Annotated in this window: 22 protein-coding genes; 11 read left to right on the forward strand and 11 right to left on the reverse strand. The window is 49.9% G+C overall.

The window, feature by feature from the left end:
* Position 1 precedes the first annotated feature (1 nt).
* The 4 genes from rpmB (at position 2) to mutM (ending at position 1,881) form a co-directional block, all read left to right on the forward strand.
* The gene (gene rpmB, locus BZJ19_RS02780) at positions 2 to 238 is read left to right on the forward strand and encodes a 50S ribosomal protein L28 (protein ID WP_069590897.1); all 237 of its coding nucleotides are present in this window, start codon (positions 2 to 4) and stop codon (positions 236 to 238) included.
* A gap of 13 nt (positions 239 to 251) precedes the next feature.
* The gene (gene rpmG, locus BZJ19_RS02785) at positions 252 to 419 is read left to right on the forward strand and encodes a 50S ribosomal protein L33 (protein ID WP_069590895.1); all 168 of its coding nucleotides are present in this window, start codon (positions 252 to 254) and stop codon (positions 417 to 419) included.
* Between the two features lie 154 nt (positions 420 to 573).
* Entirely contained in the window at positions 574 to 1,053 is a 480-nt protein-coding gene (locus tag BZJ19_RS02790; protein ID WP_077455069.1) for a hypothetical protein, read from the forward strand.
* A 15-nt stretch (positions 1,054 to 1,068) separates the two neighbouring features.
* Positions 1,069 to 1,881: a bifunctional DNA-formamidopyrimidine glycosylase/DNA-(apurinic or apyrimidinic site) lyase gene (gene mutM, locus BZJ19_RS02795; RefSeq protein ID WP_077674541.1), complete on the forward strand. Its 813-nt coding sequence runs from the start codon at positions 1,069 to 1,071 to the stop codon at positions 1,879 to 1,881.
* Here the strand turns inward: mutM and coaD are convergent.
* Positions 1,876 to 2,433, reverse strand: a complete 558-nt coding sequence (coaD, locus tag BZJ19_RS02800; protein WP_077674542.1) for a pantetheine-phosphate adenylyltransferase — start codon at positions 2,431 to 2,433, stop codon at positions 1,876 to 1,878. The genes mutM and coaD overlap by 6 nt on opposite strands.
* A 102-nt stretch (positions 2,434 to 2,535) precedes the next feature.
* On the opposite strand from coaD, the gene BZJ19_RS02805 reads away from it, so the two are divergent.
* Positions 2,536 to 3,246, forward strand: a complete 711-nt coding sequence (locus tag BZJ19_RS02805) for a 3-deoxy-D-manno-octulosonic acid kinase (RefSeq protein ID WP_077674608.1) — start codon at positions 2,536 to 2,538, stop codon at positions 3,244 to 3,246.
* A gap of 3 nt (positions 3,247 to 3,249) precedes the next feature.
* On the opposite strand, the gene waaA is transcribed toward BZJ19_RS02805, so the two are convergent.
* Positions 3,250 to 4,503, reverse strand: coding sequence for a lipid IV(A) 3-deoxy-D-manno-octulosonic acid transferase (waaA, locus tag BZJ19_RS02810; protein ID WP_077674543.1), 1,254 nt, complete (start codon positions 4,501 to 4,503; stop codon positions 3,250 to 3,252).
* Between the two features lie 234 nt (positions 4,504 to 4,737).
* Between waaA and BZJ19_RS02815 the strand changes: the two genes are divergently transcribed.
* Positions 4,738 to 5,607, forward strand: a complete 870-nt coding sequence (locus BZJ19_RS02815; protein WP_131826380.1) for a hypothetical protein — start codon at positions 4,738 to 4,740, stop codon at positions 5,605 to 5,607.
* On the opposite strand, the gene BZJ19_RS02820 is transcribed toward BZJ19_RS02815, so the two are convergent.
* The 7 genes from BZJ19_RS02820 to rfaD form a co-directional block, all read right to left on the reverse strand.
* Positions 5,583 to 6,626, reverse strand: a complete 1,044-nt coding sequence (locus BZJ19_RS02820) for a glycosyltransferase family 4 protein (protein WP_077674545.1) — start codon at positions 6,624 to 6,626, stop codon at positions 5,583 to 5,585. The two genes, BZJ19_RS02815 and BZJ19_RS02820, sit on opposite strands and share 25 nt — an antisense overlap.
* 2 nt (positions 6,627 to 6,628) lie before the next feature.
* Complete coding sequence (locus BZJ19_RS02825; RefSeq protein WP_077674546.1) at positions 6,629 to 7,411, reverse strand: glycosyltransferase family 2 protein; 783 nt, start codon at positions 7,409 to 7,411, stop codon at positions 6,629 to 6,631.
* Positions 7,412 to 7,475: 64 nt separating this feature from the next.
* Entirely contained in the window at positions 7,476 to 8,651 is a 1,176-nt protein-coding gene (locus tag BZJ19_RS02830; RefSeq protein ID WP_077674547.1) for a glycosyltransferase, read from the reverse strand.
* Positions 8,651 to 9,979, reverse strand: coding sequence for an O-antigen ligase family protein (locus BZJ19_RS02835; RefSeq protein WP_077674548.1), 1,329 nt, complete (start codon positions 9,977 to 9,979; stop codon positions 8,651 to 8,653). Before BZJ19_RS02835 ends, BZJ19_RS02830 begins: the two co-directional genes overlap by 1 nt.
* Positions 9,976 to 11,001 (reverse strand): lipopolysaccharide heptosyltransferase II, encoded by a 1,026-nt coding sequence (gene waaF, locus BZJ19_RS02840; protein WP_077674549.1) that lies wholly within the window; start codon positions 10,999 to 11,001, stop codon positions 9,976 to 9,978. The genes BZJ19_RS02835 and waaF overlap by 4 nt, the downstream gene beginning before the upstream one ends.
* The gene (locus BZJ19_RS02845) at positions 10,998 to 11,978 is read right to left on the reverse strand and encodes a lipid A biosynthesis (KDO)2-(lauroyl)-lipid IVA acyltransferase (RefSeq protein ID WP_077674550.1); all 981 of its coding nucleotides are present in this window, start codon (positions 11,976 to 11,978) and stop codon (positions 10,998 to 11,000) included. Before BZJ19_RS02845 ends, waaF begins: the two co-directional genes overlap by 4 nt.
* Before the next feature lie 44 nt (positions 11,979 to 12,022).
* Complete coding sequence (rfaD, locus tag BZJ19_RS02850; protein WP_077674551.1) at positions 12,023 to 12,967, reverse strand: ADP-glyceromanno-heptose 6-epimerase; 945 nt, start codon at positions 12,965 to 12,967, stop codon at positions 12,023 to 12,025.
* Positions 12,968 to 13,067: 100 nt separating this feature from the next.
* Here rfaD and BZJ19_RS02855 point away from each other — a divergent pair, with 100 nt between their 5' ends.
* The 3 genes from BZJ19_RS02855 to tdh all read left to right on the forward strand — a co-directional run bounded on the left by BZJ19_RS02855 (position 13,068) and on the right by tdh (position 16,170).
* Complete coding sequence (locus BZJ19_RS02855) at positions 13,068 to 13,736, forward strand: TetR/AcrR family transcriptional regulator (RefSeq protein WP_069590877.1); 669 nt, start codon at positions 13,068 to 13,070, stop codon at positions 13,734 to 13,736.
* A gap of 189 nt (positions 13,737 to 13,925) precedes the next feature.
* Positions 13,926 to 15,122 carry a glycine C-acetyltransferase gene (locus BZJ19_RS02860; protein ID WP_077674552.1) on the forward strand — a complete coding sequence of 399 codons (1,197 nt, stop codon included), beginning with the start codon at positions 13,926 to 13,928 and terminating at the stop codon, positions 15,120 to 15,122.
* Between the two features lie 19 nt (positions 15,123 to 15,141).
* Entirely contained in the window at positions 15,142 to 16,170 is a 1,029-nt protein-coding gene (gene tdh, locus BZJ19_RS02865; protein ID WP_102136096.1) for an L-threonine 3-dehydrogenase, read from the forward strand.
* A gap of 66 nt (positions 16,171 to 16,236) precedes the next feature.
* Here the strand turns inward: tdh and BZJ19_RS02870 are convergent, their stop codons facing one another.
* On the reverse strand, positions 16,237 to 17,346 hold the full coding sequence (locus BZJ19_RS02870) for a peptidoglycan DD-metalloendopeptidase family protein (RefSeq protein WP_235608132.1): 1,110 nt from the start codon (positions 17,344 to 17,346) through the stop codon (positions 16,237 to 16,239).
* A gap of 31 nt (positions 17,347 to 17,377) precedes the next feature.
* Positions 17,378 to 18,916 carry a 2,3-bisphosphoglycerate-independent phosphoglycerate mutase gene (gpmM, locus tag BZJ19_RS02875; RefSeq protein ID WP_077674555.1) on the reverse strand — a complete coding sequence of 513 codons (1,539 nt, stop codon included), beginning with the start codon at positions 18,914 to 18,916 and terminating at the stop codon, positions 17,378 to 17,380.
* Positions 18,917 to 19,378: 462 nt separating this feature from the next.
* Here gpmM and BZJ19_RS02885 point away from each other — a divergent pair, with 462 nt between their 5' ends.
* Positions 19,379 to 19,840 carry a rhodanese-like domain-containing protein gene (locus tag BZJ19_RS02885; protein WP_077674557.1) on the forward strand — a complete coding sequence of 154 codons (462 nt, stop codon included), beginning with the start codon at positions 19,379 to 19,381 and terminating at the stop codon, positions 19,838 to 19,840.
* A gap of 97 nt (positions 19,841 to 19,937) precedes the next feature.
* Positions 19,938 to 20,414 (forward strand): protein-export chaperone SecB, encoded by a 477-nt coding sequence (gene secB / locus BZJ19_RS02890; RefSeq protein ID WP_069590868.1) that lies wholly within the window; start codon positions 19,938 to 19,940, stop codon positions 20,412 to 20,414.
* Position 20,415: the final 1 nt, after the last annotated feature.

Consider the following 20,415-nt stretch of genomic DNA (forward strand, 5'->3'; position numbering starts at 1 on the left):
CATGTCACGAGTATGCCAAGTAACTGGCAAGCGTCCTGTAGTTGGTAACAACCGCTCTCACGCTAATAACGCCACCAAGCGTCGTTTTCTGCCGAACCTGCAAACTCATCGTTTCTGGGTAGAAAGCGAAAAACGCTTCGTTAAACTGCGTCTATCTACTAAAGGTATGCGCATCATCGACAAAAAAGGTATCGATTCTGTACTAGCAGAAATGCGTGCCCGCGGTGAGAAAGTATAAGAGGACTTAGAGAATGGCTAAAGGCATTCGCGAGAAGATTCGTCTAGTATCCTCTGCTGGTACTGGTCACTTCTACACCACAGATAAGAACAAACGTAACATGCCAAGCAAGTTCGAGATCAAAAAATTTGATCCCGTAGTTCGCAAGCACGTTATGTATAAAGAAGCCAAAATCAAGTAATTGGTTGAAAGTTTCGAGAAAGACCCAGCCTAGGCTGGGTTTTTTTATAACTATTTTTCCTCGCTGGGCCATCCGGTCGCTTAGCTATCAACGCCAGCCTCATTTGTGTATATACTGCTGATTAACAAAGTCGGGTATCCAGTGGCGGTGTCTCATGAAGCTAAAACGAAAAACGTGGAACAACATCCTCATTTTTTCCGTGGTGATCTTTTTCGGTTTAATGCTATTGCCTGACTACCTGCGCCACCAACGCCACGCCCGAGATATGCCTGACGGTGTGATTGCCTTGGTGACGTCGCGCAGTGAGGTGCTCGCGCTGCGCTTCTCTCACTTAACCTTGACGCGTACGCTCGATGGTTGGCAAACCGATAAGCCGTTATTGATTAGCCCCACGGAGCTCGCTCAGCGTTGGCTGGGGCTGAAAGGGACACAAGTGAATGACGCCACCTTGCAATCGCTGCGGCCGCAACTAACCGCACCGCGGACCCTTGAGCTACTGCGTAGTCCTGATCAAGAACCTATCCGTATTACTTATTATCAGCAGCCGCAATTTTGGTTAATGCAAAATGAGCAAGGCCAATGGCTGGCGGTGTCTGTTGATAGCCGTTACCTTTTTCCGTTGACTAAGTCGTAAGTAAAAGTCCTTATCATGCCTGAATTACCTGAAGTTGAAGTCAGTCGCATGGGGATCACTCCCTATGTTGAAGGTCAGACCGTCACCCAAATTATTGTTCGCCAACCACAGCTGCGCTGGCTGGTGCCTGATGAATTGCAATTGCTCCAAGGCCAAGTGATTCGCCGGATAACACGTCGTGCCAAATATTTGTTGCTCGAGTGCGATCTGGGGACGGCGCTTGTGCATCTTGGGATGTCGGGCAGTTTACGGGTATTACCCGCCAGCTTAGCCCCAGAAAAGCATGACCATGTGGATGTCATCCTCAGCAACAATATGATGATCCGTTATCACGACCCAAGACGATTTGGCGCTTGGCTGTGGCAAGCGCAGGATACAATGCATCAAGTGCTGAGCAAGCTTGGCCCTGAGCCATTAAGTGACGCTTTTAACGCTGATTATTTACTGGCGCGTGCGAAGGGTAAAAAACTGGCGATGAAATCCTTCATTATGGATAACGCGGTGGTCGTTGGCGTGGGGAATATCTATGCCAATGAATCTCTTTTTTGTGCCGGGATCCACCCCAAACGCCCAGCAGGGAGCCTGACGCACTCAGAAGCAGCGTGTCTTGTCGATGAGATAAAAACCGTGCTCGCGGCGGCGATTGCCCAAGGGGGTACGACCTTAAAAGACTTTACCAATGCAGATGGCAAAGCAGGTTATTTTGCTCAGGAGCTTCGGGTGTACGGCAAAGCCGGCGAACCTTGCCCGCAATGCGAGACGGTATTAGAGCGTGTGGTGATTGGGCAGCGGGCAACGGTATTCTGCCCGCATTGCCAGCCACTATGATGGCGTATTGACGTGAAGCTTATTGCAAAGTGCGGTTAAGACATCAGGGTGTACAAACTCACTGGTGTCGCCGCCGTGCAGTGCCACTTCTTTGACCAAGGTCGATGAGATAAACGAGTGTTCTTCGGATGGGGTGAGAAACACGCTTTCAAGCTCAGGCATCAAACGGCGATTCATGTTAGCCAGTTGGAACTCGTACTCGAAATCAGAGACAGCACGTAGACCGCGTACCAAAATGTTGGCTTGGTATTGCCTGGCAAAATTCACCAGTAGTCCAGAAAAACCGACCACAGAGACATTGGGCAAATGACTGGTTACCGCTTGGGTTAAGGCGACGCGTTCGTCCAGGTCGAACAGGGGTTTTTTACTGGGGCTTGCGGCAATACCGACGATGACCTCATCGAACATGCTTGCAGCGCGTTCGACTAAATCGAGATGGCCATTAGTGATAGGGTCAAACGTGCCCGGGTAAATCACACGGGTCAGTTGTTTCTTGGTCACAGGGTTGTCCTTTTGATGTGTTATCTGGGCAGAGGTTATCAAATCATGCATCGAGACGCATTGTTCTTCATCGTGGCGCGTCTGTGAATCTGAAAATAGGCACGTTACACTGATAGGCGCTGCAGCGACCGCAAGATAGGAAAAACAGTGAGTATAGAAGTAGAACAGCGCGACAACGAATGTATTTGGTTTGACCCTGAGTTGGTGGAAGGGGATCCACGCCACTATTTCGATATTCACTATTGGCATCAGCAAGCCGCGGTGACGGGATCAGCAAAGGGACGCGGTACGACGTTTTTTGTGCGTGGTCCTAAGATGGAAATGGCATTGCGCCATTATTATCGGGGCGGTTTGTTCGGTAAGCTGGTAAAAGATCAGTACTGGTTCACCGGTTGGGAGACAACCCGTTGCGGGGCGGAGCTGACGTTACTCGCCTACTTGCGGGCGAAAAAGTTGCCAGTGCCTCGACCGGTTGCGGCGCGCGCGGTCAAATCTGGGCGCACGTATCGGGCAGATATTCTGGTTGAAAAAGTGCCAGGCGCGCGCGATCTTGTGGCTATTCTCTGTGAACATGCACTATTGGCTCATGATTATCGAGCCATCGGACGACTCGTTCGACGGCTTCACGATGCCGGTGTTTGTCACACTGACCTCAATATTCATAACATTCTTCGCGATAAGAAAGGCAAGTTGTGGTTAATTGATTTCGACAAATGCCAGCAGCGTGATGGTGAACAATGGAAAGAAGACAACTTAGCGCGTTTGCATCGCTCGTTTAAAAAAGAGAAGGAAAAACGTCAAATCCATTGGCAGCCCGAAGATTGGGCCGCCGTGCTAAAAGGCTATAACAAGATTCGCAAATAGGGGTTAGCGATTTAACCAAGGCGACAGTGCTTGCAAGGTGCGTTCGACCGCCCCTCGGTTTTGCTCAACAACCTGTAATCCGGCTTGTCCTGCTTGCGCGCCCAGTGGTGGCGATGAGAAAAAGGCACCGATCTTCGCGGCAATATCGCGGCTGTCGTTGCACACTTGCAAGGCGCCCGCTTCAATCAAGGTGTCACCAATCACTTGGAAATTGTAGTAGCTGGGTCCCGTTAATTGTGGCTTGGCGAGCGCGGCAGGCTCGAGCAAGTTATGCCCACCGACTTTAGGGCCGAGAAAGCTACCCGCCATGACAACCACGTTCGCAGCAGCTAGATATGTCATCATTTCTCCCATGGTATCCCCTAAATAGACTTGCGAGGATAGGGCGATTGGCGCGTCACTCGTACGGCGCTGGACGCTGAGTCCGTGGGTGTGGATCTGCGCTTCTACGCCATCAAACCGCTCCGGATGACGGGGAACCAAAATTAACAAGGCATCGGGATAATCACGGAGCAAAGCGGCATGGGCGTCGAGCATGACGGCATCTTCGCCCTCATGCGTACTGGCGGCGACCCAGCATGGACGCGCTCCAATGTCATCAATCAGTGATTGGCCCAGATGTGGGTCCGTAGCTTTAATATCAAATTTGACCGAGCCGACCGTCGCCAGCTTATTGTCAGCAACCCCCAATTCGGCAAAACGGGCCTTATCGCTGTCGTGCTGACATAAAATCACATCGATATTTTGGCTCATGGTACGAAATAGCGGTGCGATCCGTTTATAGCCGCGGCATGCTTTCTCGGACAAGCGCGCATTGATGACCACGATAGGCACACCGGCTTGATGGACGTTAACGAGGGTGTTGGGCCACAGCTCGGTTTCCATAATCACGCACAGGCGGGGTTTTACTGCGCGCAAAAACCCACGGACAGCGAAGTTAAAATCGACTGGCATGTAGCGATGGATAATACCTTCTATTTTTTCTGCCTGCTCTGCGCCGGTTGGGGTCGTGGTGGTGACGAGCAGAGGAATGGACGGATAGGCCTGCTGCAACGCGGCAATTACGGGTTTCGCGGCGAGCACTTCGCCCACAGAAACCGCATGCAGCCAAATCGGCTGCCCCTCAACAGCTGGCGTACGGCCAAAGTGCTCCCGCCATCGCGCACCGACGGCCGGTTTCCCGGGACGCTTTCGATATAGGCCCACTAATAACAATGGGGCAACAAGAGTCAGGATAAAGGTGTATAGCCAGCGCAAAGGAAGCTCCTATCGACGATTTATTGCCATGATACCGATTTGTCCCTCATTTGTTGATAACCCGCCATGGTATTTCATTCCGGAGCAGCTCACGTGTTGGGCGGGGAATCCACTATCTCCTCAAAAAACTATGCTAGAGTTGGCGACATTTAAGGACGTTGTATAAAAAAAGACATGGGTATCGCGAAAAAACTCAAAAAAATCATTAGAGAGCGAAAAACGCGTCACCGTAATATGCGGGACATTGAAGGGATTATCGCCACGCGCTTACGACAAGAGCAACTGCATCAGCAAATGGTGGTTGGCGACCAGCCGCTAACCTCTGAAGCAGCGTACTTTGATAGTCCGTTAGTGGTGAGTTTGACGTCTTTTGCCGAGAAGGTCCATGAAGTCTATCTAGTGATTGAATCGCTTGCCCAGCAAACCTGTCGACCTAACCGCATTATTCTCTGGCTGGACGAAGAGGAATATAACGACACGACGCTTCCCCTCTCATTGCAAAAGCAGTGTGAGCGAGGACTTGAAGTGAAGTTTTGCGCCAACACTAAATCCTATAAGAAAATTATTCCCACGCTTGAGCTGCTGCCGGATGCTTATATTGTGACGGTCGATGACGATGTCTTGTATCCTCACAGTATGATTGAAGGCTTAATTCGCACATGCCGCTGCCTTCCAGGGTATATCTATGGTCATCGTGGCCATGAAATTAGCGTTAGTCACGACTCTATCCGTCCTTATAAGCGTTGGCAGTATTGTGCGCGCCCTGAGAAGCCGTCCCATCAACTGATGTTGACCGGATGTGAGGGCATCTTGTATCCGCCACACTCGCTCCATAACGACGTTTTGGATCAGGCTTTATTTACAAAGCTCGCGCCCAGTGCGGATGACTTATGGTTAAAAGTCATGGCAATACGTCAAGGAAGCTTGTGCATGAAAGTGCCGTACAGTGATCCGTCGTTTGCGCTAAAACGGCATCGCTCGCTGGGATTGGCTCAGTTTAATATTCGGCAGGGCGGTAATGATAAGCAGCTGGCCGCCTTGCTTAGCCACTTCCCTGAGGCTAAGAAGGCGTTACTTGGTCAAGCCTGCGATGACAAAATCTGACGGTAGAGGGTCTGATAAGTCAGCGCGGTTTGACGGATATCGCAGGCTCTGGCTTGCTCAAGACTACCGGCAATAAGGCGCTCTCGAAGCGCTTCATCATTGGCAATATCTGCGATAGCGCTGGCGAGCTGGTCTGGCTTGCCTACTTCGATAAGTCGTCCTGATATATCATCTTTGATGATATCGGGGATCCCGCCGGCATTCGTACCTACCACAGGCAAGCCTGCAGCCATCGCTTCGAGGATCACAGAGCCCAGCCCTTCACTATACGAAGGGTGAACCAACAAGTCGGCGGCTGCGAACCAATTCCCCATTGCGCTTTGTTTACCCATAAAGCTAATGTTGCCAAGCCCTTGTGCCTGTTTTTCGAGCTCAGCGCGCGCTTTACCATCGCCTAGTAAGCAGATGTGAATCTGAGGGGCGTGCTTCTCGAGCACCTTGGCGGCGCCAATAGTGACATCAAAGCCTTTATGGGCGTACATATTCGCGGCTTGAATGACCAAAAACTTATTAGCAAACTGCGCCTTAATCGCGTCGACGTCAGCGTCTGAAACCGGATACTGAACCGGAGAGCTAGGAATGGTTGCGACATTCGCTTGAGGGTGGCGCCGAGTTATCTGGCGGACAATCTCCGAACTAAGCCCAACTAACGTACTTGCGCGTGTATAGGCAAGTTGAGATAGCCATTTACGCTTTAGGGGGTTATCAATACGTCGCGTGACGATATAGGGTACGCTATGTATCAAGCGCTGGAGAAGCGCCCAATAAATGGCTCTGCCTTCATGAACATGGACCACATCGCAGTCAGCGGTGATTGAACGCTGATGCGAGCGAGTATAATGCTTACAAAGCACTAATTGGCACTGTTCAAGCGCGCGAATTTCATCAGCAAACGGGCTTTTGGGGTTAGCGACCACAGTGAGTTGGTAACCCATTGCGAGCTGTTGTTTGATCAGTGTGAGTGTTTGTCGCTCACCGCCGCTAAACCCAGATGCAAGATTGACGTGGCAAATGTGCATGATCACCACACCTTATTGAAGTCTTCGTTTTCTAACACTTTTGGATCGCGTTGGAACTCGAGTAATTTGGCATATTTCAGATAACTGTTTACTGCAGAGCTGAGTGCGACTGTCATACCATCGACGCCACCTAAAAAGCCGCGTTGAAAAATATACTTACGAATAAAGGCGTTAAGGCCATGCACAAAGGGAGAAAACGCATTGGCACGTTTGCCTTTTTGGTACATGATTTTAGCGGCTCGCCCGCTAAAGTTGCGTCCCGGTTTGGCGAAAAGCTGTCCGATATTATCAAAAGAGTAATGAATCAGGTCACAATCTAGCGGCTTAGGATTGCTAGCTTGCACCGCGGCATGCTGTTTGACTTCGGCAAAGCGAGTTTTGGTTTTATCGTACAGACGAATACAGTAATCAGGGTACCAACCACACTGTTTGATCCATCGGCTACCAATATGGTTACGGCGACGAAAGGCGAACGCATCATGTGGTGTATTGGCTAAATCGAGTGCTTGGATCTGTTTGACTGCTTCATTGGTTAAGCGTTCGTCCGCATCTATGCTCAGGATCCACTGGTTTTCAGTATGCGCCAATCCCACGTTTTTTTGGATGCCATCGCCAAGGTAAGGTTGGATAACGACGGTAGCGCCGAGCTCTTTCGCAATCGCTGTTGTCTTGTCGGAGCTTTGTGAGTCAACAATCACGATGTCAGAACACACTTGCTGTAGCGACTCGATACAAGCTTTAATGTTTTTTTCTTCGTTGAGCGTAATAACGACGCCTGTGATCATGATGTTACCTTTAAACGTTCGTGAACTGTCCTCAACAGAGAGTGTATGAGGCCGATATCGATTTTTATTGAATATTATTGTGGTACAGCGCTTTGTATTTTTGCACGATGTTTTCTTGACTGAACTCTGCGAGCTTATTCTCTATGGCAGTCTGTTCAGATGGACTCCAATGATGCGTTAGAGCAATGTGCATTTTTTCAGCCATGTCAGCGGGTGCTTGCTCACAAAGATAGTGTGCCAACTCACCAGACATAATTTGTCTTACTCCACCTTCTGAGTCCGTGCAAACGATGCGAGTGTTACAGGCTAAGGCTTCGAGTAGGACCATTCCCAGCCCTTCAAACCGTGAGCTGAGCACAAACAAGTCGGCTTGCTTAAACCAAGGGAAGGGGTTCTTGCGAGCGCCTTTAAAGAAAACACGATCCTCGATACCGAGTTGCTTGACGCGTGCTTCAATGTTTTCCCTGTCTTTGCCTTCTCCCACAATGACAAGATCATGCGTGACATGATGCTCTGCAATTAACTGGGAATAGGCATCCACTAACAGGGTGAAATTCTTCACTTGAGTGAGGCGCCCCAAGCCGAGTATAAACGGGCGAGGATGCATGTCCGGCTCATCCCTCTCCGCTTGTTGACGAATATAGGCCGCGTTATTAGGGTTACTGATCACCTGAGAATGAGAGGGAGAGAGTGCGTACTGTTGTTTAAGTGCTTGAAAACTTTCATGAGCGCCATCAGAGACACAAACGATGCTTTTGTGATCAAAGAGTGCGTGATAAACCCGATTTGAAAATGCACCGTAATGGCTGGGTTTTATAATGTTTTCACAGACGTAGACAAAGCGCGGGTCTTGAAGAGGCCAAAGTTGCTCGAAGGTGCCTTGTCCGCGAAAAATGATTAAATCGAACTTGCCCTTCTCAGCCTCTAGCTTTTTAAGCTTTTTTTGAAAGAAATAGCCAGTCAAATAAGCAAATAATAGCGGGAATGATTTACTCACCACGCTATTTATAAGCTTACAGAGTAGGTAGTAAAGTGCGCCAATCCCTGTCGTCATCGCTGCCTTTTTAAGGTTAAACAGCTGAACGTCTACCTTTTCGTTAGGCTGGATATCGATGGGACGATCTTTTAAGTAAATGAGCGTTGCCTCATGCCCTTGAGCAGTAAACGCTTCTGCAAGGTTCACAGCGACACGCTCCATGCCGCCGAGTTTTAAGCAGTTAACAACCACAGCAATACGCATCAGTCATTATCTCTTTTTAGTCGCTTTACTTGAGTAAGACTGTATACAACCCCTGAGATAACCACAAAGCTAAACACGCCATAGCTACGACTATTAAAGGTTTCAAATCCATTGATGATAAACCAAAAGAGGTAGAAACATAGCGCAAGGATGAGCGTCCATTGAGGCGTCATACCAGCTTGATAGCCTTTGTAGGCCTTTATACAAGGTAGAATATACAGCGCTAATATAAGCGCAAAACCGATGATGCCGTATGCGACCAGCAACTCAATGTGATTGCTATGCAAATGGGCAAGATCTTTTAAAGAACCACTCGTGCTATTTTTTAACGCCATCAGTTTATCTGATGAAGTAATGACATGCTTGATCCCATTTTCACCCAATCCTAGGATAGGGTGCTCAGCAATACTTTTCGAAGCGTCAAGCCATGAATTGATGCGTATTCCGATACTTGTCATTGGAATATTATCCCAGTCACCGGATATCACCTTGGTCAAGACCGATTGCTCTTCTGACGCTCGGCTTTGAATGTATTCGGACTGGGATGCGGCGAGCAAAACGAGTAGGACAATGGCGTAGCTAATAAATACCGATTTTTTTGACTTTATGATCCCTGACAGGGTAAGTATCAGCGGCAACATAAACATAACCGCAACCATGGCAAGCCAGACTTGACGAGATTGGCTGACGATGGCAAGCACAACAGAAAAAGCAAGTGCGGTTATTAAAAGTAAACTCAATATACTTTTTACTTTAAAGCTTGTCTTTGCATGCTTGACGGCAAAAAATAGTCCAAAGCAAACTAAGACGACGGTTCCTGCAAACATGGAGGTAAATTGCGCGTTTTTCAAACCAAAGCTGACGCGCCTAAGCTGCAATGCCAAATCGACTTGATGGCGAAAGTCACTTTGTGTAACACAAGCAATAAAAATACCGATAGCAAAAAGTACCAGTGTTGTAATGGCGGCTTTGCTATTACCTTGAAGTACTAAGCCAATCGGTATAAATATAAATAACTTCGCTAATCTATCAAAGTGTGGGTAATCATTGGCGAGTTGCGGAATATGAATGGTTCCATTGAGCCATCCTAATCCTTGAATCACTATTGCACCAACAAATATCCAAAAAAAGACATCTTTCTTAAGAAAGTGTCGGTGTGTAATTAATAATGGCACACTCAGCGTGAGAAAGAGTGCACGAAATAACTCGCCAGCGTCCGGAAACGCAACGGCAGTCAGGGCATAGCCAAAAAGAAAAAGGCGCGCTAAGTGATAATAGCGCTTGTCTTCAAATAAATTAAAAAACGATGGGGCTGTGACTTGGTTCATTGGAGGATCCTAGTTACTACTTGGTCAGGGTCCAAATCGTTTAAACATTTTAAATGCCCTAACGGACATTCGCGTTTAAAGCATGGGCGGCAGTCGATATCGGTGTGCATAATATCGACCTTATGGGTTAATGGGGGCGTATATTCCGGCGACGTGGAGCCGTATACTGCAATCACATGACAATTTACCGCGGCAGCGATATGCATTAAGCCCGAGTCGTTGCTGACCACAGTTTGGCAGGCGCCGAGTAAGTCAACGGCTTCAATCAGGCTGGTTTTTCCCGCTAACACATACATGTTATCTTGCTGGCCAGACAGTGCGGCAATGTTTTCACAGGTTTCAACGTCTTTTGCCGAGCCGAATAGCCACACTTGGTAGCCTTGTGCAATCATCGCTTGTGCGACCGCGGCATAGTGTCGTTCGGGCCACTTTTTCGCTGGGCCAAACTCGGCCCCTGGGCATAAACCAAGCACGGGCWTATCTTGATTCAGCCCCAGTTTTTTGACCACGGCCGCTTGTGCGTCAGGGTCAATGGTTAACTCAGGCTTTGGCAGGCCTTCAAGACCGCCGAGTGAGGCCGAGCTTTGCATCTCAGCTCGAGGGTGAGCCAATGCGACATAACGCTCAACCATGTACTGAAAGGCTTTTTTGTTGGGGCGTAAGTCATTCAGCAAGCCATACCGCATTTCACCTTTCCAGCCTGTGCGCACTGGAATATTGGCAAACCAAGGGATCAGTGCCGATTTGGCCGAATTAGGCAATACGTAGGCGTGATCATAATGGTGCTTTGTGAGTGCTTTACCCAATTGGCGACGTTTACCGAGCGCAAATTCGCCATGGCCGAGCGGCATCTCAATGCTGCGATTGACCTCTGGCATGCGTGCCAAAATTGGGGCACACCAAGCAGGCGCCATTACATCAATCTTGGCGTTAGGATGCTGTTGTTTAATGGATTTATACAGTGATTGTGACATCACCATATCGCCTACCCAAGAGGGACCAATGACCAGTATATTCGTCATGCTGCCGCCTTCTTTTTTGCTTCTTGATAAATGTTGCGGCCATCTTCTCGAGTCCGGAGAAGCTGAAGAATCCACATATATTGGTCTAACTGTCCTTCTAACATTGTCTCGATTTGTGCATTCATAGCGCGTGCATCTGTCTGACTTTCACCAGTAGGAAAGTCGTTGAATGCGGGATAAACGGTGATGGTAAATCGCCCTGTTTGGGCATTAAAGCCGGACAGTACCGGGACGATATGGGAACGGGTCACTTTGCTTAGCTTGCCTAAACTCGGCAAGGTGGCTTTGGTGGTGGCAAAAAACGGCACGAATTCGCTGCTTTCATCACGCATATCTTCATCAGGCAAGTAGTAACCCAGGAATCCGCGTTTAACTGCGCGAATAAAAGGTTTAATACCGGCCTCACGCTCGTAGCAGTTCCCGCCGTATTGCACGCGTTGGCGATGCATCAGCCAATCCAGCAGGCGATTCTTTTGTCGTTTCGAAAAGGCCGCCACCGGCAGTCCTTGAGAAGCAAACAGAATGGCCGCGGCATCAATGGCCCATGTGTGGGGCACAAAAAGGATCACCGCTTCGTCATTATCCGTGTGGCGAGTGATGTTCTCCATGCCCGCGACGTCACAGTGGTGTTGAAACCAATRGCGGCTTCGCAAGGTGATCAGCGGAAAGCTAAGCAAAAAGGCCCCAGCCGTGGTTAAGGTTTCTACCAAAATCGCCTGACGTGCCTCGGCGGATTTGTCAGGAAAGCAGGCTTCGAGGTTAAGCCATGCATTTAAAATAGTGCCCTTTTTCTTTGCTACCAGTTTGTTGGCGACCCAGCGAGAAAAACGGTACTTCGCCTTAGCCGGAGTGAGTAAACAAACGGGAAGGGCAACCAAAAGCATCAGCCATGTGCCCCAGTATTTTGGCGCCAGATAGGCCCGCGAAAATTCTGGGTTGTAAGCATGCGCGTCGTAATCGTGTCGCTGTTTTGTCATTGCTCTTTCTCACGCCCCAGCCTCACTGGGGCGAACTATTGTTATTAGCGATTAATTTCGGCCAAGTACGCGGCAACACCTTCAGCAACGGTTTTAAATGTTGCGGTGTAGCCAGCCTCTCGAACCTTGGTGAGATCGGCTTGCGTGTAGGCTTGGTAACGGCCTTTCAGGTGGGCAGGAAATGGAATTTCTTCGATTTCGCCTTTGCCGTGAAACGCGATCACTGCATTGGCAACGGCGCTGAATGGCTCAGCACGGCCGGTACCGCAGTTAAAAATCCCAGAGACTTGCTGCTGCCAGAACCAGATATTCATCGSGCAAACATCGCCGACATAGACAAAATCACGTTTGAAGGTATCACTGCCTTCAAAAAGCTTGGGATTTTCACCATTTAGGATTTGTTGGTTAAGGTGGTAGGCCACTGAGGCCATACTGCCTTTGTGCTGCTCGCGCGGGCCATACACATTAAAGTAGCGAAAGCCGGTGATAGGTGGCAGTGTTTCACCATGGGCTGCCGCATCGTCCCATACGCGACGAACATAGTTATCGAATTGCTGCTTCGAATAGCCATAGACATTGAGTGCCCCTTCATAGTCGGGCGATTCAATGAAATCGCTGTCGCGGCCGCCGTAAGTGGCTGCTGACGAGGCGTATAAGAATGGAATATCCCGCTCAATACAATAATGGAGTAGCTCTTTGGAGTACTCATAGTTATTGAGCATCATGTACTTACCATCCCACTCGGTGGTGGCAGAACAGGCGCCTTGGTGGAAAACCGCTTCAATAGGACCAAAATCATCACCCGCCATAATTTGGGTAAGGAAATCGTCTTTATCCATGTAGTCGGCGATATCGAGATCAACGAGGTTAGCGAACTTGGTGCCGTCTTTTAGGTTATCGACCACCACAATATCGCGATAGCCTTGCTGGTTGAGTGCTTTTACTAAGTTGCTGCCGATCATGCCGGCGCCACCTGTCACAATTATCATATCATTACCTAAATTTTTGCCTGACGACAGACGCCGTCGCCTTCGCTGTTGTCTGTGATAGTATGGTTTAGCATCAACCGGGCAGAGGACAGAACCATACATGAAAACCCGCGATCGAATTATCCATGCTGCACTGGCTTTGTTCAATCAACACGGCGAGCCAAATATTACCACAAACCATATAGCGGCTGACCTCGGTATCAGCCCGGGCAACCTTTACTATCACTTTCGCAATAAAGAGGCGATTATACACAGTATATTCGACCAATACGCGCAAGATCTCGCCTTGGCGTTTGATCCTCATCAGCCCCGCGACGATACCCAAGCCCTGTTGCAGCATTATTTAGACGCGACGTTTAGCCTGATGTGGCGGTATCGGTTTTTTTACGCCAACCTGCCCGACATCCTGCGCCGAGATGAAGCTTTGCAACAAAAGTACTTGGCCGCCCAGCAACAGCTGCAAGTTAATTTAATGACCATACTTCAACACTATAGCCAAGCAGGCTGGCTCGCGCTGGATGAAAGTGCCCTTAGTGCCGTTGGCGAAACCCTGAAGTTGGTGGCGTCGAGCTGGATTTTTTACCAAAGCGCCCAGGCTCCCCAAACGCAAATTCACGCGGGGGTGATTTATAAAGGCGTGCTGCAAATGCTAGAGCTCCTCAGGCCCTTAACTACCGCACAAGGGCAAGCCGCCATTGGTGTATTAATAGACCACTATCGCAAGCAATTAGTTCGCCAAGATAAGCATGCTTTAGACACGCTGAACTGAGTAGCTCGACGGTTTGCCTGCCTAGCTGCGCGATATTCAAACAAGATGACAGCGATTACACGATATGAATCACTGTCTGACATCCCTTATTGGCACCCGGGTATTTAACGTGCCATGATAGCCGCCATCATTCGCTGCCACTGTAGGCAGCGACCTTCCTAAAGTAATCATCACAGCATGGAGATTGCGATGACGGCTGCCTTCTATCAGCAAATTCGTCATCAGCTTGAGCAAGTAAAAGCTGATGGCTTGTACAAAAGTGAACGTCTTATTACCTCGCCACAAGCGGCCAGTGTCGCCGTTAATCATGAGCAGCAGGTACTGAACTTTTGCGCCAATAACTACTTGGGGTTGGCGAATCATCCTGAGTTGCTCAAGGCTGCCAAGGCAGGGATGGATGAGCACGGTTTTGGTATGGCGTCGGTGCGGTTTATTTGTGGGACGCAAGATGCACACAAAACCTTGGAAGCCAAGTTATCTGACTTTCTCGGGATGGAAGATACCATCCTATATTCCTCATGCTTTGATGCCAACGCGGGGTTATTCGAGACCATTCTCGGCCCTGACGATGCCATTATTTCTGATGCGCTAAACCATGCGTCAATTATCGATGGCGTACGCTTGTGTAAAGCGAAGCGATTCCGTTATGCCAACAACGATATGGACGAACTGGAAGCCCAGCTTAAAGCCGCGAAAGCCGCCGGTGTGGCGAATATCTTGATTGTGACTGATGGTGTCTTCTCGATGGACGGCGTGGTGGCGAACTTACCAGCTGTGTGCGATCTGGCGGAGCAATATGGCGCACTAGTCATGGTGGATGATTCCCACGCGGTTGGTTTTATGGGCGAGCATGGCCGAGGTACGCACGAGTATCATCAAGTGATGGATCGTGTCGACATCATCACCGGCACCTTGGGTAAAGCCATGGGCGGCGCGTCAGGGGGCTACACGTCAGGCAAAAAAGAGGTGATCGATTGGCTGCGTCAGCGTTCGCGTCCCTACCTTTTCTCCAACTCGCTGGCTCCTGCGATTGTGTCTGCCTCTATTCGCGTACTGGATATGCTGGCCGAAAGTGACCACTTGCGTGAGCAGCTTTGGGACAACAGCAAGCACTTCCGTGCACGCATGACGGAAGCTGGATTTACGCTAGCAGGGGCTGATCACGCTATTATTCCTGTGATGCTTGGCGATGCCAAAGTGGCCAGTGAGTTTGCCGAGCGCATGATGAAAGAGGGCGTCTATGTGGTTGGCTTCTCCTACCCAGTGGTACCGAAAGGTCAAGCACGTATCCGCACCCAGATGTCAGCCGCGCATACGCGTGAGCAATTGGACCGAGCCATTGATGCTTTCATTAAAGTAGGCAAAGAGATGCAACTGATTGGGTAATGTTATGACACAAACAACCATGAAAGCTTTGGCGAAACTCAAAGCGGAGCCCGGCATTTGGATGACGGAGACCGAGCTTCCCGAGCTGGGGCATAACGATCTACTGATCAAAATTCGCAAAACGGCTATCTGTGGCACCGACGTGCACATTTACAAATGGGATGAGTGGTCGCAAAAGACCATTCCGGTTCCTATGGTAGTTGGCCATGAGTATGTCGGTGAAGTGGTCGGCATTGGTCAAGAAGTGCGTGGCTTCTCTCTGGGCGATCGGGTTTCAGGAGAAGGGCATATCACTTGTGGACACTGCCGTAACTGTCGTGGTGGTCGCACTCACTTATGTCGCAACACCGTTGGTGTGGGAGTTAACCGTGAAGGTGCCTTCGCAGAGTATCTGGTGATCCCAGCGTTTAACGCGTTCAAAATTCCCGATGAGATCTCTGATGACTTAGCCTCGATTTTCGACCCATTCGGCAATGCGGTGCATACGGCGCTATCCTTTGATTTGGTGGGCGAAGACGTGTTGATCACCGGCGCGGGGCCGATTGGCATCATGGCCGCTGCGGTGGCCCGTCATGTTGGGGCGCGTCATGTGGTGATCACCGACGTGAATGAATATCGCCTCGAGCTTGCTCGTAAGATGGGTGTCACACGTGCGGTCAATGTGGCTGAGTCATCTCTGGAGTCGGTGATGGAAGAGCTTGGCATGACCGAAGGTTTTGATGTTGGCCTCGAAATGTCTGGGGTGCCGACGGCGTTTAATAGCATGCTGGCAGCCATGAACCACGGTGGCAAGATTGCGCTTCTTGGCATCCCACCGAGTGATATGGGCATTGATTGGAATCAGGTGATCTTTAAAGGGCTCGTGATCAAAGGTATCTACGGCCGCGAGATGTTCGAAACCTGGTACAAGATGGCATCGTTAATTCAATCTGGCTTGGATTTAACCCCGATCATCACCCATCACTACAGCGTGGATGACTTCCAACAAGGCTTTGATGTGATGTGTTCAGGGCAATCAGGGAAAGTGATCCTCGATTGGCAGCGTTAATGCCTCTGGTGTAGCAGCGCTGAAGCGCGCAAAACACGAGCACGCCCACTTATTTGGTGGGCGTTTTTAATTCAGCCAAGGGAGTGGATTGGTGGTGTTGCCTTTGCGGCGAATTTCGAAATACAAGGAAGGGGTGGATTGGCCACCGCTGTCGCCGACCAAGGCGATAGGCTCACCGGCGGTCACCGTATCGCCCACATCTTTTAGCAAAGCTTGGTTATAACCATACAAGGTCATGTCACCTTTACCGTGGTCTACGGCAATCAATAGGCCATAGCCACGCAACCAGCTCGATAGAACCACTTTACCCGCATGCGCCGCTTTCACTTCGGTGCCGCGCTTGGCGCCAATCACCACACCGTTCCAACTGACTTGGCCGGACTGACGTTCGCCAAAACGGTGTAATAACGTGCCTTTAACGGGCCAAGTGAGCTTGCCTTTGGCATTCGCAATCCCTGCCATCTTCACGGTGGCGCGTCGTGCCGCCGCGGCGATTTCTTCTTGTAAACGTTGTTTGTTCGCGTTGAGTTCCGCAAGGTAGGCACTGTCACTGGCAATTTGTGTGCGGATTTTTTTCGCCGTTTGACTTTGTGCGGTTTGCTCGCTTTCTAAATCCCGCTTTTTCTCTTGCAGTTCGGCCACCAAGGCAGCCTGCTTATCGCGTTGTTGTTTCAGCTGGTGCGCGGTTAACTGATATTCGGTGCGTGTCGCGGCGAGGGACTCAATCGCAGCTTGACGAGACTGAGCCAAGGTTTCGGCATAGCGTGTGAGTCGGTCTAATTGTGCAATATCATCGCCACTGAGTAGGCGCTGGAGTTGATCGTGTTGGCCTTGGCGGTATTGTGCGTCCAGTAAGTCGGCCAGTAAGGCTTGCTGGCCAATCATCTCCTGTTGGAGACGGGACTGTTTTTTAGTGAGTGTCTCAATCTCGGCTTCTGTATCACCAAGAACGCTCTGTGCAGAGCGAATCCGTTTCGATAGCGTTTCAATACGCGTGGCTTGCGCTTTTAAATCGCGTTGCAGGTGATTCAGTTTTTTGTTGTGTGCGGCCAATTGCGATTGTTGGCGAGCGATTTCATCACTGACGCCTTCCAACTGGGAATTGGCGCTAGTTGAAAAAGTGAGCAGGCACAGAAAAACGCCAGTGCACAAGGCACTGGCGCGGAGGGCTGTCAAAAAGCGTGTTCGTTTCTCCCGCATGAGGGGATTATTTCAGATCGAACACCGGCTTGCCAGTCATCTCTTCTGGAATATCCATACCGGTCAAGGCCAGCATGGTTGGGGCCAGATCAGACAGCTTACCGCCTTCTTTCAACGTGATGTCTTTGCTGCCCACATACATCAGTGGCACTGGCAAATTGGTGTGCGCGGTGTAAGCGCCACCAGTGTTTGGATCCACCATCATCTCGGCGTTACCGTGGTCGGCAGTGATCAGCATCTGACCGTCCACTTCGTTGATCGCTTCCAGCACGCGACCAATGCAATGGTCTACCGCTTCACATGCCTTCACCGCGGCATCGTACACGCCAGTGTGACCGACCATGTCGCCGTTCGGATAGTTACAGATAATCATGTCGAACTTGCCAGACTTGATGGCCGCAACGAGCTTGTCAGTCAACTCTTCTGAACTCATTTCTGGCTGCAGATCGTAGGTTGCTACTTTTGGTGAAGCAACCAACGCACGCTCTTCGCCTTCAAACACGGTCTCGATGCCGCCGTTAAAGAAGAAAGTCACATGAGCGTACTTCTCAGTTTCTGAGATGCGCAGCTGGGTTTTGCCGTTTTTCGAGAGCCACTCACCCAAGGTGTTAGACAAGCTCTCTGGTGGGAATGCGACCGTGGTATCGATGTCGGCCGCATATTCTGTCAGCATCACAAAGTCAGACAGCTCGGCGTATTTTTTACGCGTAAAGCCATCGAAATCCGGCATAAAGGCGCGGGTCATTTGACGCGCACGGTCGGCACGGAAGTTCATGAAGATCACTGCATCGCCGTCGTTGATGGTCGCTTTGTTATCACCGTCGCGATAAATTTCGGTCGGCGCGACAAACTCATCATTTTCTTCACGGGCGTACGCAGCTTCTAGGCCCTCAACCGCGCTGGTGGCAGTGAACTCGCCGTGGGCTTGGGTAAGCACATCATAAGCGCGCTCAACACGATCCCAGTTGTTGTCACGGTCCATCGCGTAGTAACGGCCCACCAAAGACGCAATACGGCCTTTACCGAGTTTGGCAAATAGAGCATCAAAACGCTCAAGTGATGCTTTGGCGCTGCGTGGTGGCGTATCACGCCCGTCGAGGAAGCAGTGCAGGTAGATTTGGTCGGCACCGCGTTCAGCGGCAAGCTCAACCATAGCTGCAATATGGTCTTCATGACTGTGTACACCGCCTGGCGACATCAGACCCATAATGTGAACCGCTTTGCCTTTGTCTACCGCTTTATCAACCGCAGCAGTCAGCGCTGGCGTTTGGTTAAATTCACCATCTGCAATGGATTTGGTGATCCGAGTCAAGTCTTGGTAAACCACGCGGCCGGCACCAATGTTCACGTGTCCCACTTCTGAGTTACCCATTTGCCCATCCGGTAGGCCCACATCGAAACCTGATGCAGAGATCAAGGTACTGTTAGCGGCCATTAGGCTATCGAGTACTGGAGTGTTGGCGTTGGTAATCGCGTTATCGCTTTGTGGATCGCGATAACCCCAACCATCGAGAATCACCAGTGCTAGTGGTTTTTTTGCAGACATATTACGTCCTCTCAATTCAAGCTAAAGACTGACATTGGCTGCCATAAGACAACCACTGAGGCTTGATGCCGACCCGAGCTGAGTAGCAGCATGACTCAATGGTCATTGAATGAGCGTAATTTTACTACATTTTACGCCGCGATATGTAGGCTAAGATCAATTATCCCCGCTGACAAGTTGACCGTTAGACTTGCCAATGCCCCTTGAGTCCCCTCATTATGGCGAAGATCCAGTCTGCTTGCGAATGGCTTTGCTCGATTTCTGCTATTGGTGAAACCTTCTTTCTTTTCAAGTTATTGAGCAGGTGGGTAAAACCGTGCGAGTGATTCGGCAAGTGAGCGAGCGCGCGGATTTGCGCGGACAGGCTGTAAAACCATGGCGAGCAAGTTATACTCGACACCATTTTTCACCCCTTGATGGATTCTCGCGACGCGAGTCAGCAAGCAGTATAGAGCAAAGATTATGCAGGAATATATCGATTTCGTCTCCAACAACATGCTCCTCACTTTGGCATGGGTAGGTTTGGCCGCAGCACTGCTGATGTCCTTAATTAAGCAGAAAACCGCGGCATACAAAGTGGTTGTGCCGAACCAAGCGGCGATCATCACCAACCGTGAAAACGGTGTGTTTGTCGATATCCGTAGTCGTGATGAGTACCGTGCTGGCCACATCACCGGTGCGATCAACCTCTTGCCGAGTGAAATCAAATCGAACGCACTGGGTGAGCTTGAAAAACACAAAAATGACCCCATCATTGTGGTATGTAAAACAGGTCAAACGGCGGCAGAAAGCGCTAACCAGCTAGTCAAAGCTGGATTTGACACTGTGTATGTACTGAAAGATGGTCTCACCTCTTGGAATGATGCCAATATGCCACTGGTTCGCGCCAAAAGCAGCAAGGGCAAAGCCAAGAAGAAAAAGTGATCATCAACTCAAATATCGAGCGGTCGCATGACGCGGCGGCTCGCTTTTTTTAATGTGCTGGGCACATTGAGCCAATTTAAAGTAAGGATTAACCATCATGGCTGAAGCAGAAACCAATCAACAAGCCGAGCAAAACTTTGCAATCCAACGCGTGTTTTTGAAAGATGTGTCTTTCGAAGCGCCAAACTCGCCGGAAGTGTTCCAACAAGATTGGGCGCCAGACGTTAACTTGGATCTCGACACGCAAAGCCGTGAGCTAGGCGAAGGCATTTATGAAGTGGTTCTGCGTCTAACGGTGACAGTGAAAAACCAAGACAGCAATGCCTTCCTTTGTGAAGTGCAGCAAGGCGGTATTTTCTCGGTGACTGGCATGGAAGCGCCGCAATTGGCACATTGTCTGGGTGCCTTCTGCCCGAACATTCTTTTCCCGTATGCACGTGAAACCATTTCAAGCTTGGTCGTCAAAGGCACCTTCCCGCAATTGAACCTAGCGCCTGTTAACTTTGATGCGCTGTTCATGAACTACTTGCAACAGCAAGCTGACGAGCAAAAAACCGAAGACGCACAAGCGTAAG

It is taken from the genome of Salinivibrio proteolyticus (assembly GCF_001996165.1).
Lineage (GTDB): Bacteria > Pseudomonadota > Gammaproteobacteria > Enterobacterales > Vibrionaceae > Salinivibrio > Salinivibrio proteolyticus.

What these genes read in the sequence shown, in the direction of transcription:
- mutM (WP_077674541.1), top strand. Translation starts at nt 1,069, where the DNA reads ATGCCTGAATTACCTGAAGTTGAAGTCAGTCGCATGGGGATCACTCCC.
- BZJ19_RS02825 (WP_077674546.1), bottom strand. Translation starts at nt 7,411, where the DNA reads ATGATCACAGGCGTCGTTATTACGCTCAACGAAGAAAAAAACATTAAA.
- coaD (WP_077674542.1), bottom strand. Translation starts at nt 2,433, where the DNA reads ATGCATGATTTGATAACCTCTGCCCAGATAACACATCAAAAGGACAAC.
- tdh (WP_102136096.1), top strand. Translation starts at nt 15,142, where the DNA reads ATGAAAGCTTTGGCGAAACTCAAAGCGGAGCCCGGCATTTGGATGACG.
- BZJ19_RS02835 (WP_077674548.1), bottom strand. Translation starts at nt 9,979, where the DNA reads ATGAACCAAGTCACAGCCCCATCGTTTTTTAATTTATTTGAAGACAAG.
- BZJ19_RS02820 (WP_077674545.1), bottom strand. Translation starts at nt 6,626, where the DNA reads ATGCACATTTGCCACGTCAATCTTGCATCTGGGTTTAGCGGCGGTGAG.
- secB (WP_069590868.1), top strand. Translation starts at nt 19,938, where the DNA reads ATGGCTGAAGCAGAAACCAATCAACAAGCCGAGCAAAACTTTGCAATC.
- rpmB (WP_069590897.1), top strand. Translation starts at nt 2, where the DNA reads ATGTCACGAGTATGCCAAGTAACTGGCAAGCGTCCTGTAGTTGGTAAC.
- BZJ19_RS02790 (WP_077455069.1), top strand. Translation starts at nt 574, where the DNA reads ATGAAGCTAAAACGAAAAACGTGGAACAACATCCTCATTTTTTCCGTG.
- BZJ19_RS02885 (WP_077674557.1), top strand. Translation starts at nt 19,379, where the DNA reads ATGCAGGAATATATCGATTTCGTCTCCAACAACATGCTCCTCACTTTG.
- BZJ19_RS02855 (WP_069590877.1), top strand. Translation starts at nt 13,068, where the DNA reads ATGAAAACCCGCGATCGAATTATCCATGCTGCACTGGCTTTGTTCAAT.
- rpmG (WP_069590895.1), top strand. Translation starts at nt 252, where the DNA reads ATGGCTAAAGGCATTCGCGAGAAGATTCGTCTAGTATCCTCTGCTGGT.
- gpmM (WP_077674555.1), bottom strand. Translation starts at nt 18,916, where the DNA reads ATGTCTGCAAAAAAACCACTAGCACTGGTGATTCTCGATGGTTGGGGT.
- BZJ19_RS02830 (WP_077674547.1), bottom strand. Translation starts at nt 8,651, where the DNA reads ATGCGTATTGCTGTGGTTGTTAACTGCTTAAAACTCGGCGGCATGGAG.
- BZJ19_RS02815 (WP_131826380.1), top strand. Translation starts at nt 4,738, where the DNA reads ATGCGGGACATTGAAGGGATTATCGCCACGCGCTTACGACAAGAGCAA.
- BZJ19_RS02860 (WP_077674552.1), top strand. Translation starts at nt 13,926, where the DNA reads ATGACGGCTGCCTTCTATCAGCAAATTCGTCATCAGCTTGAGCAAGTA.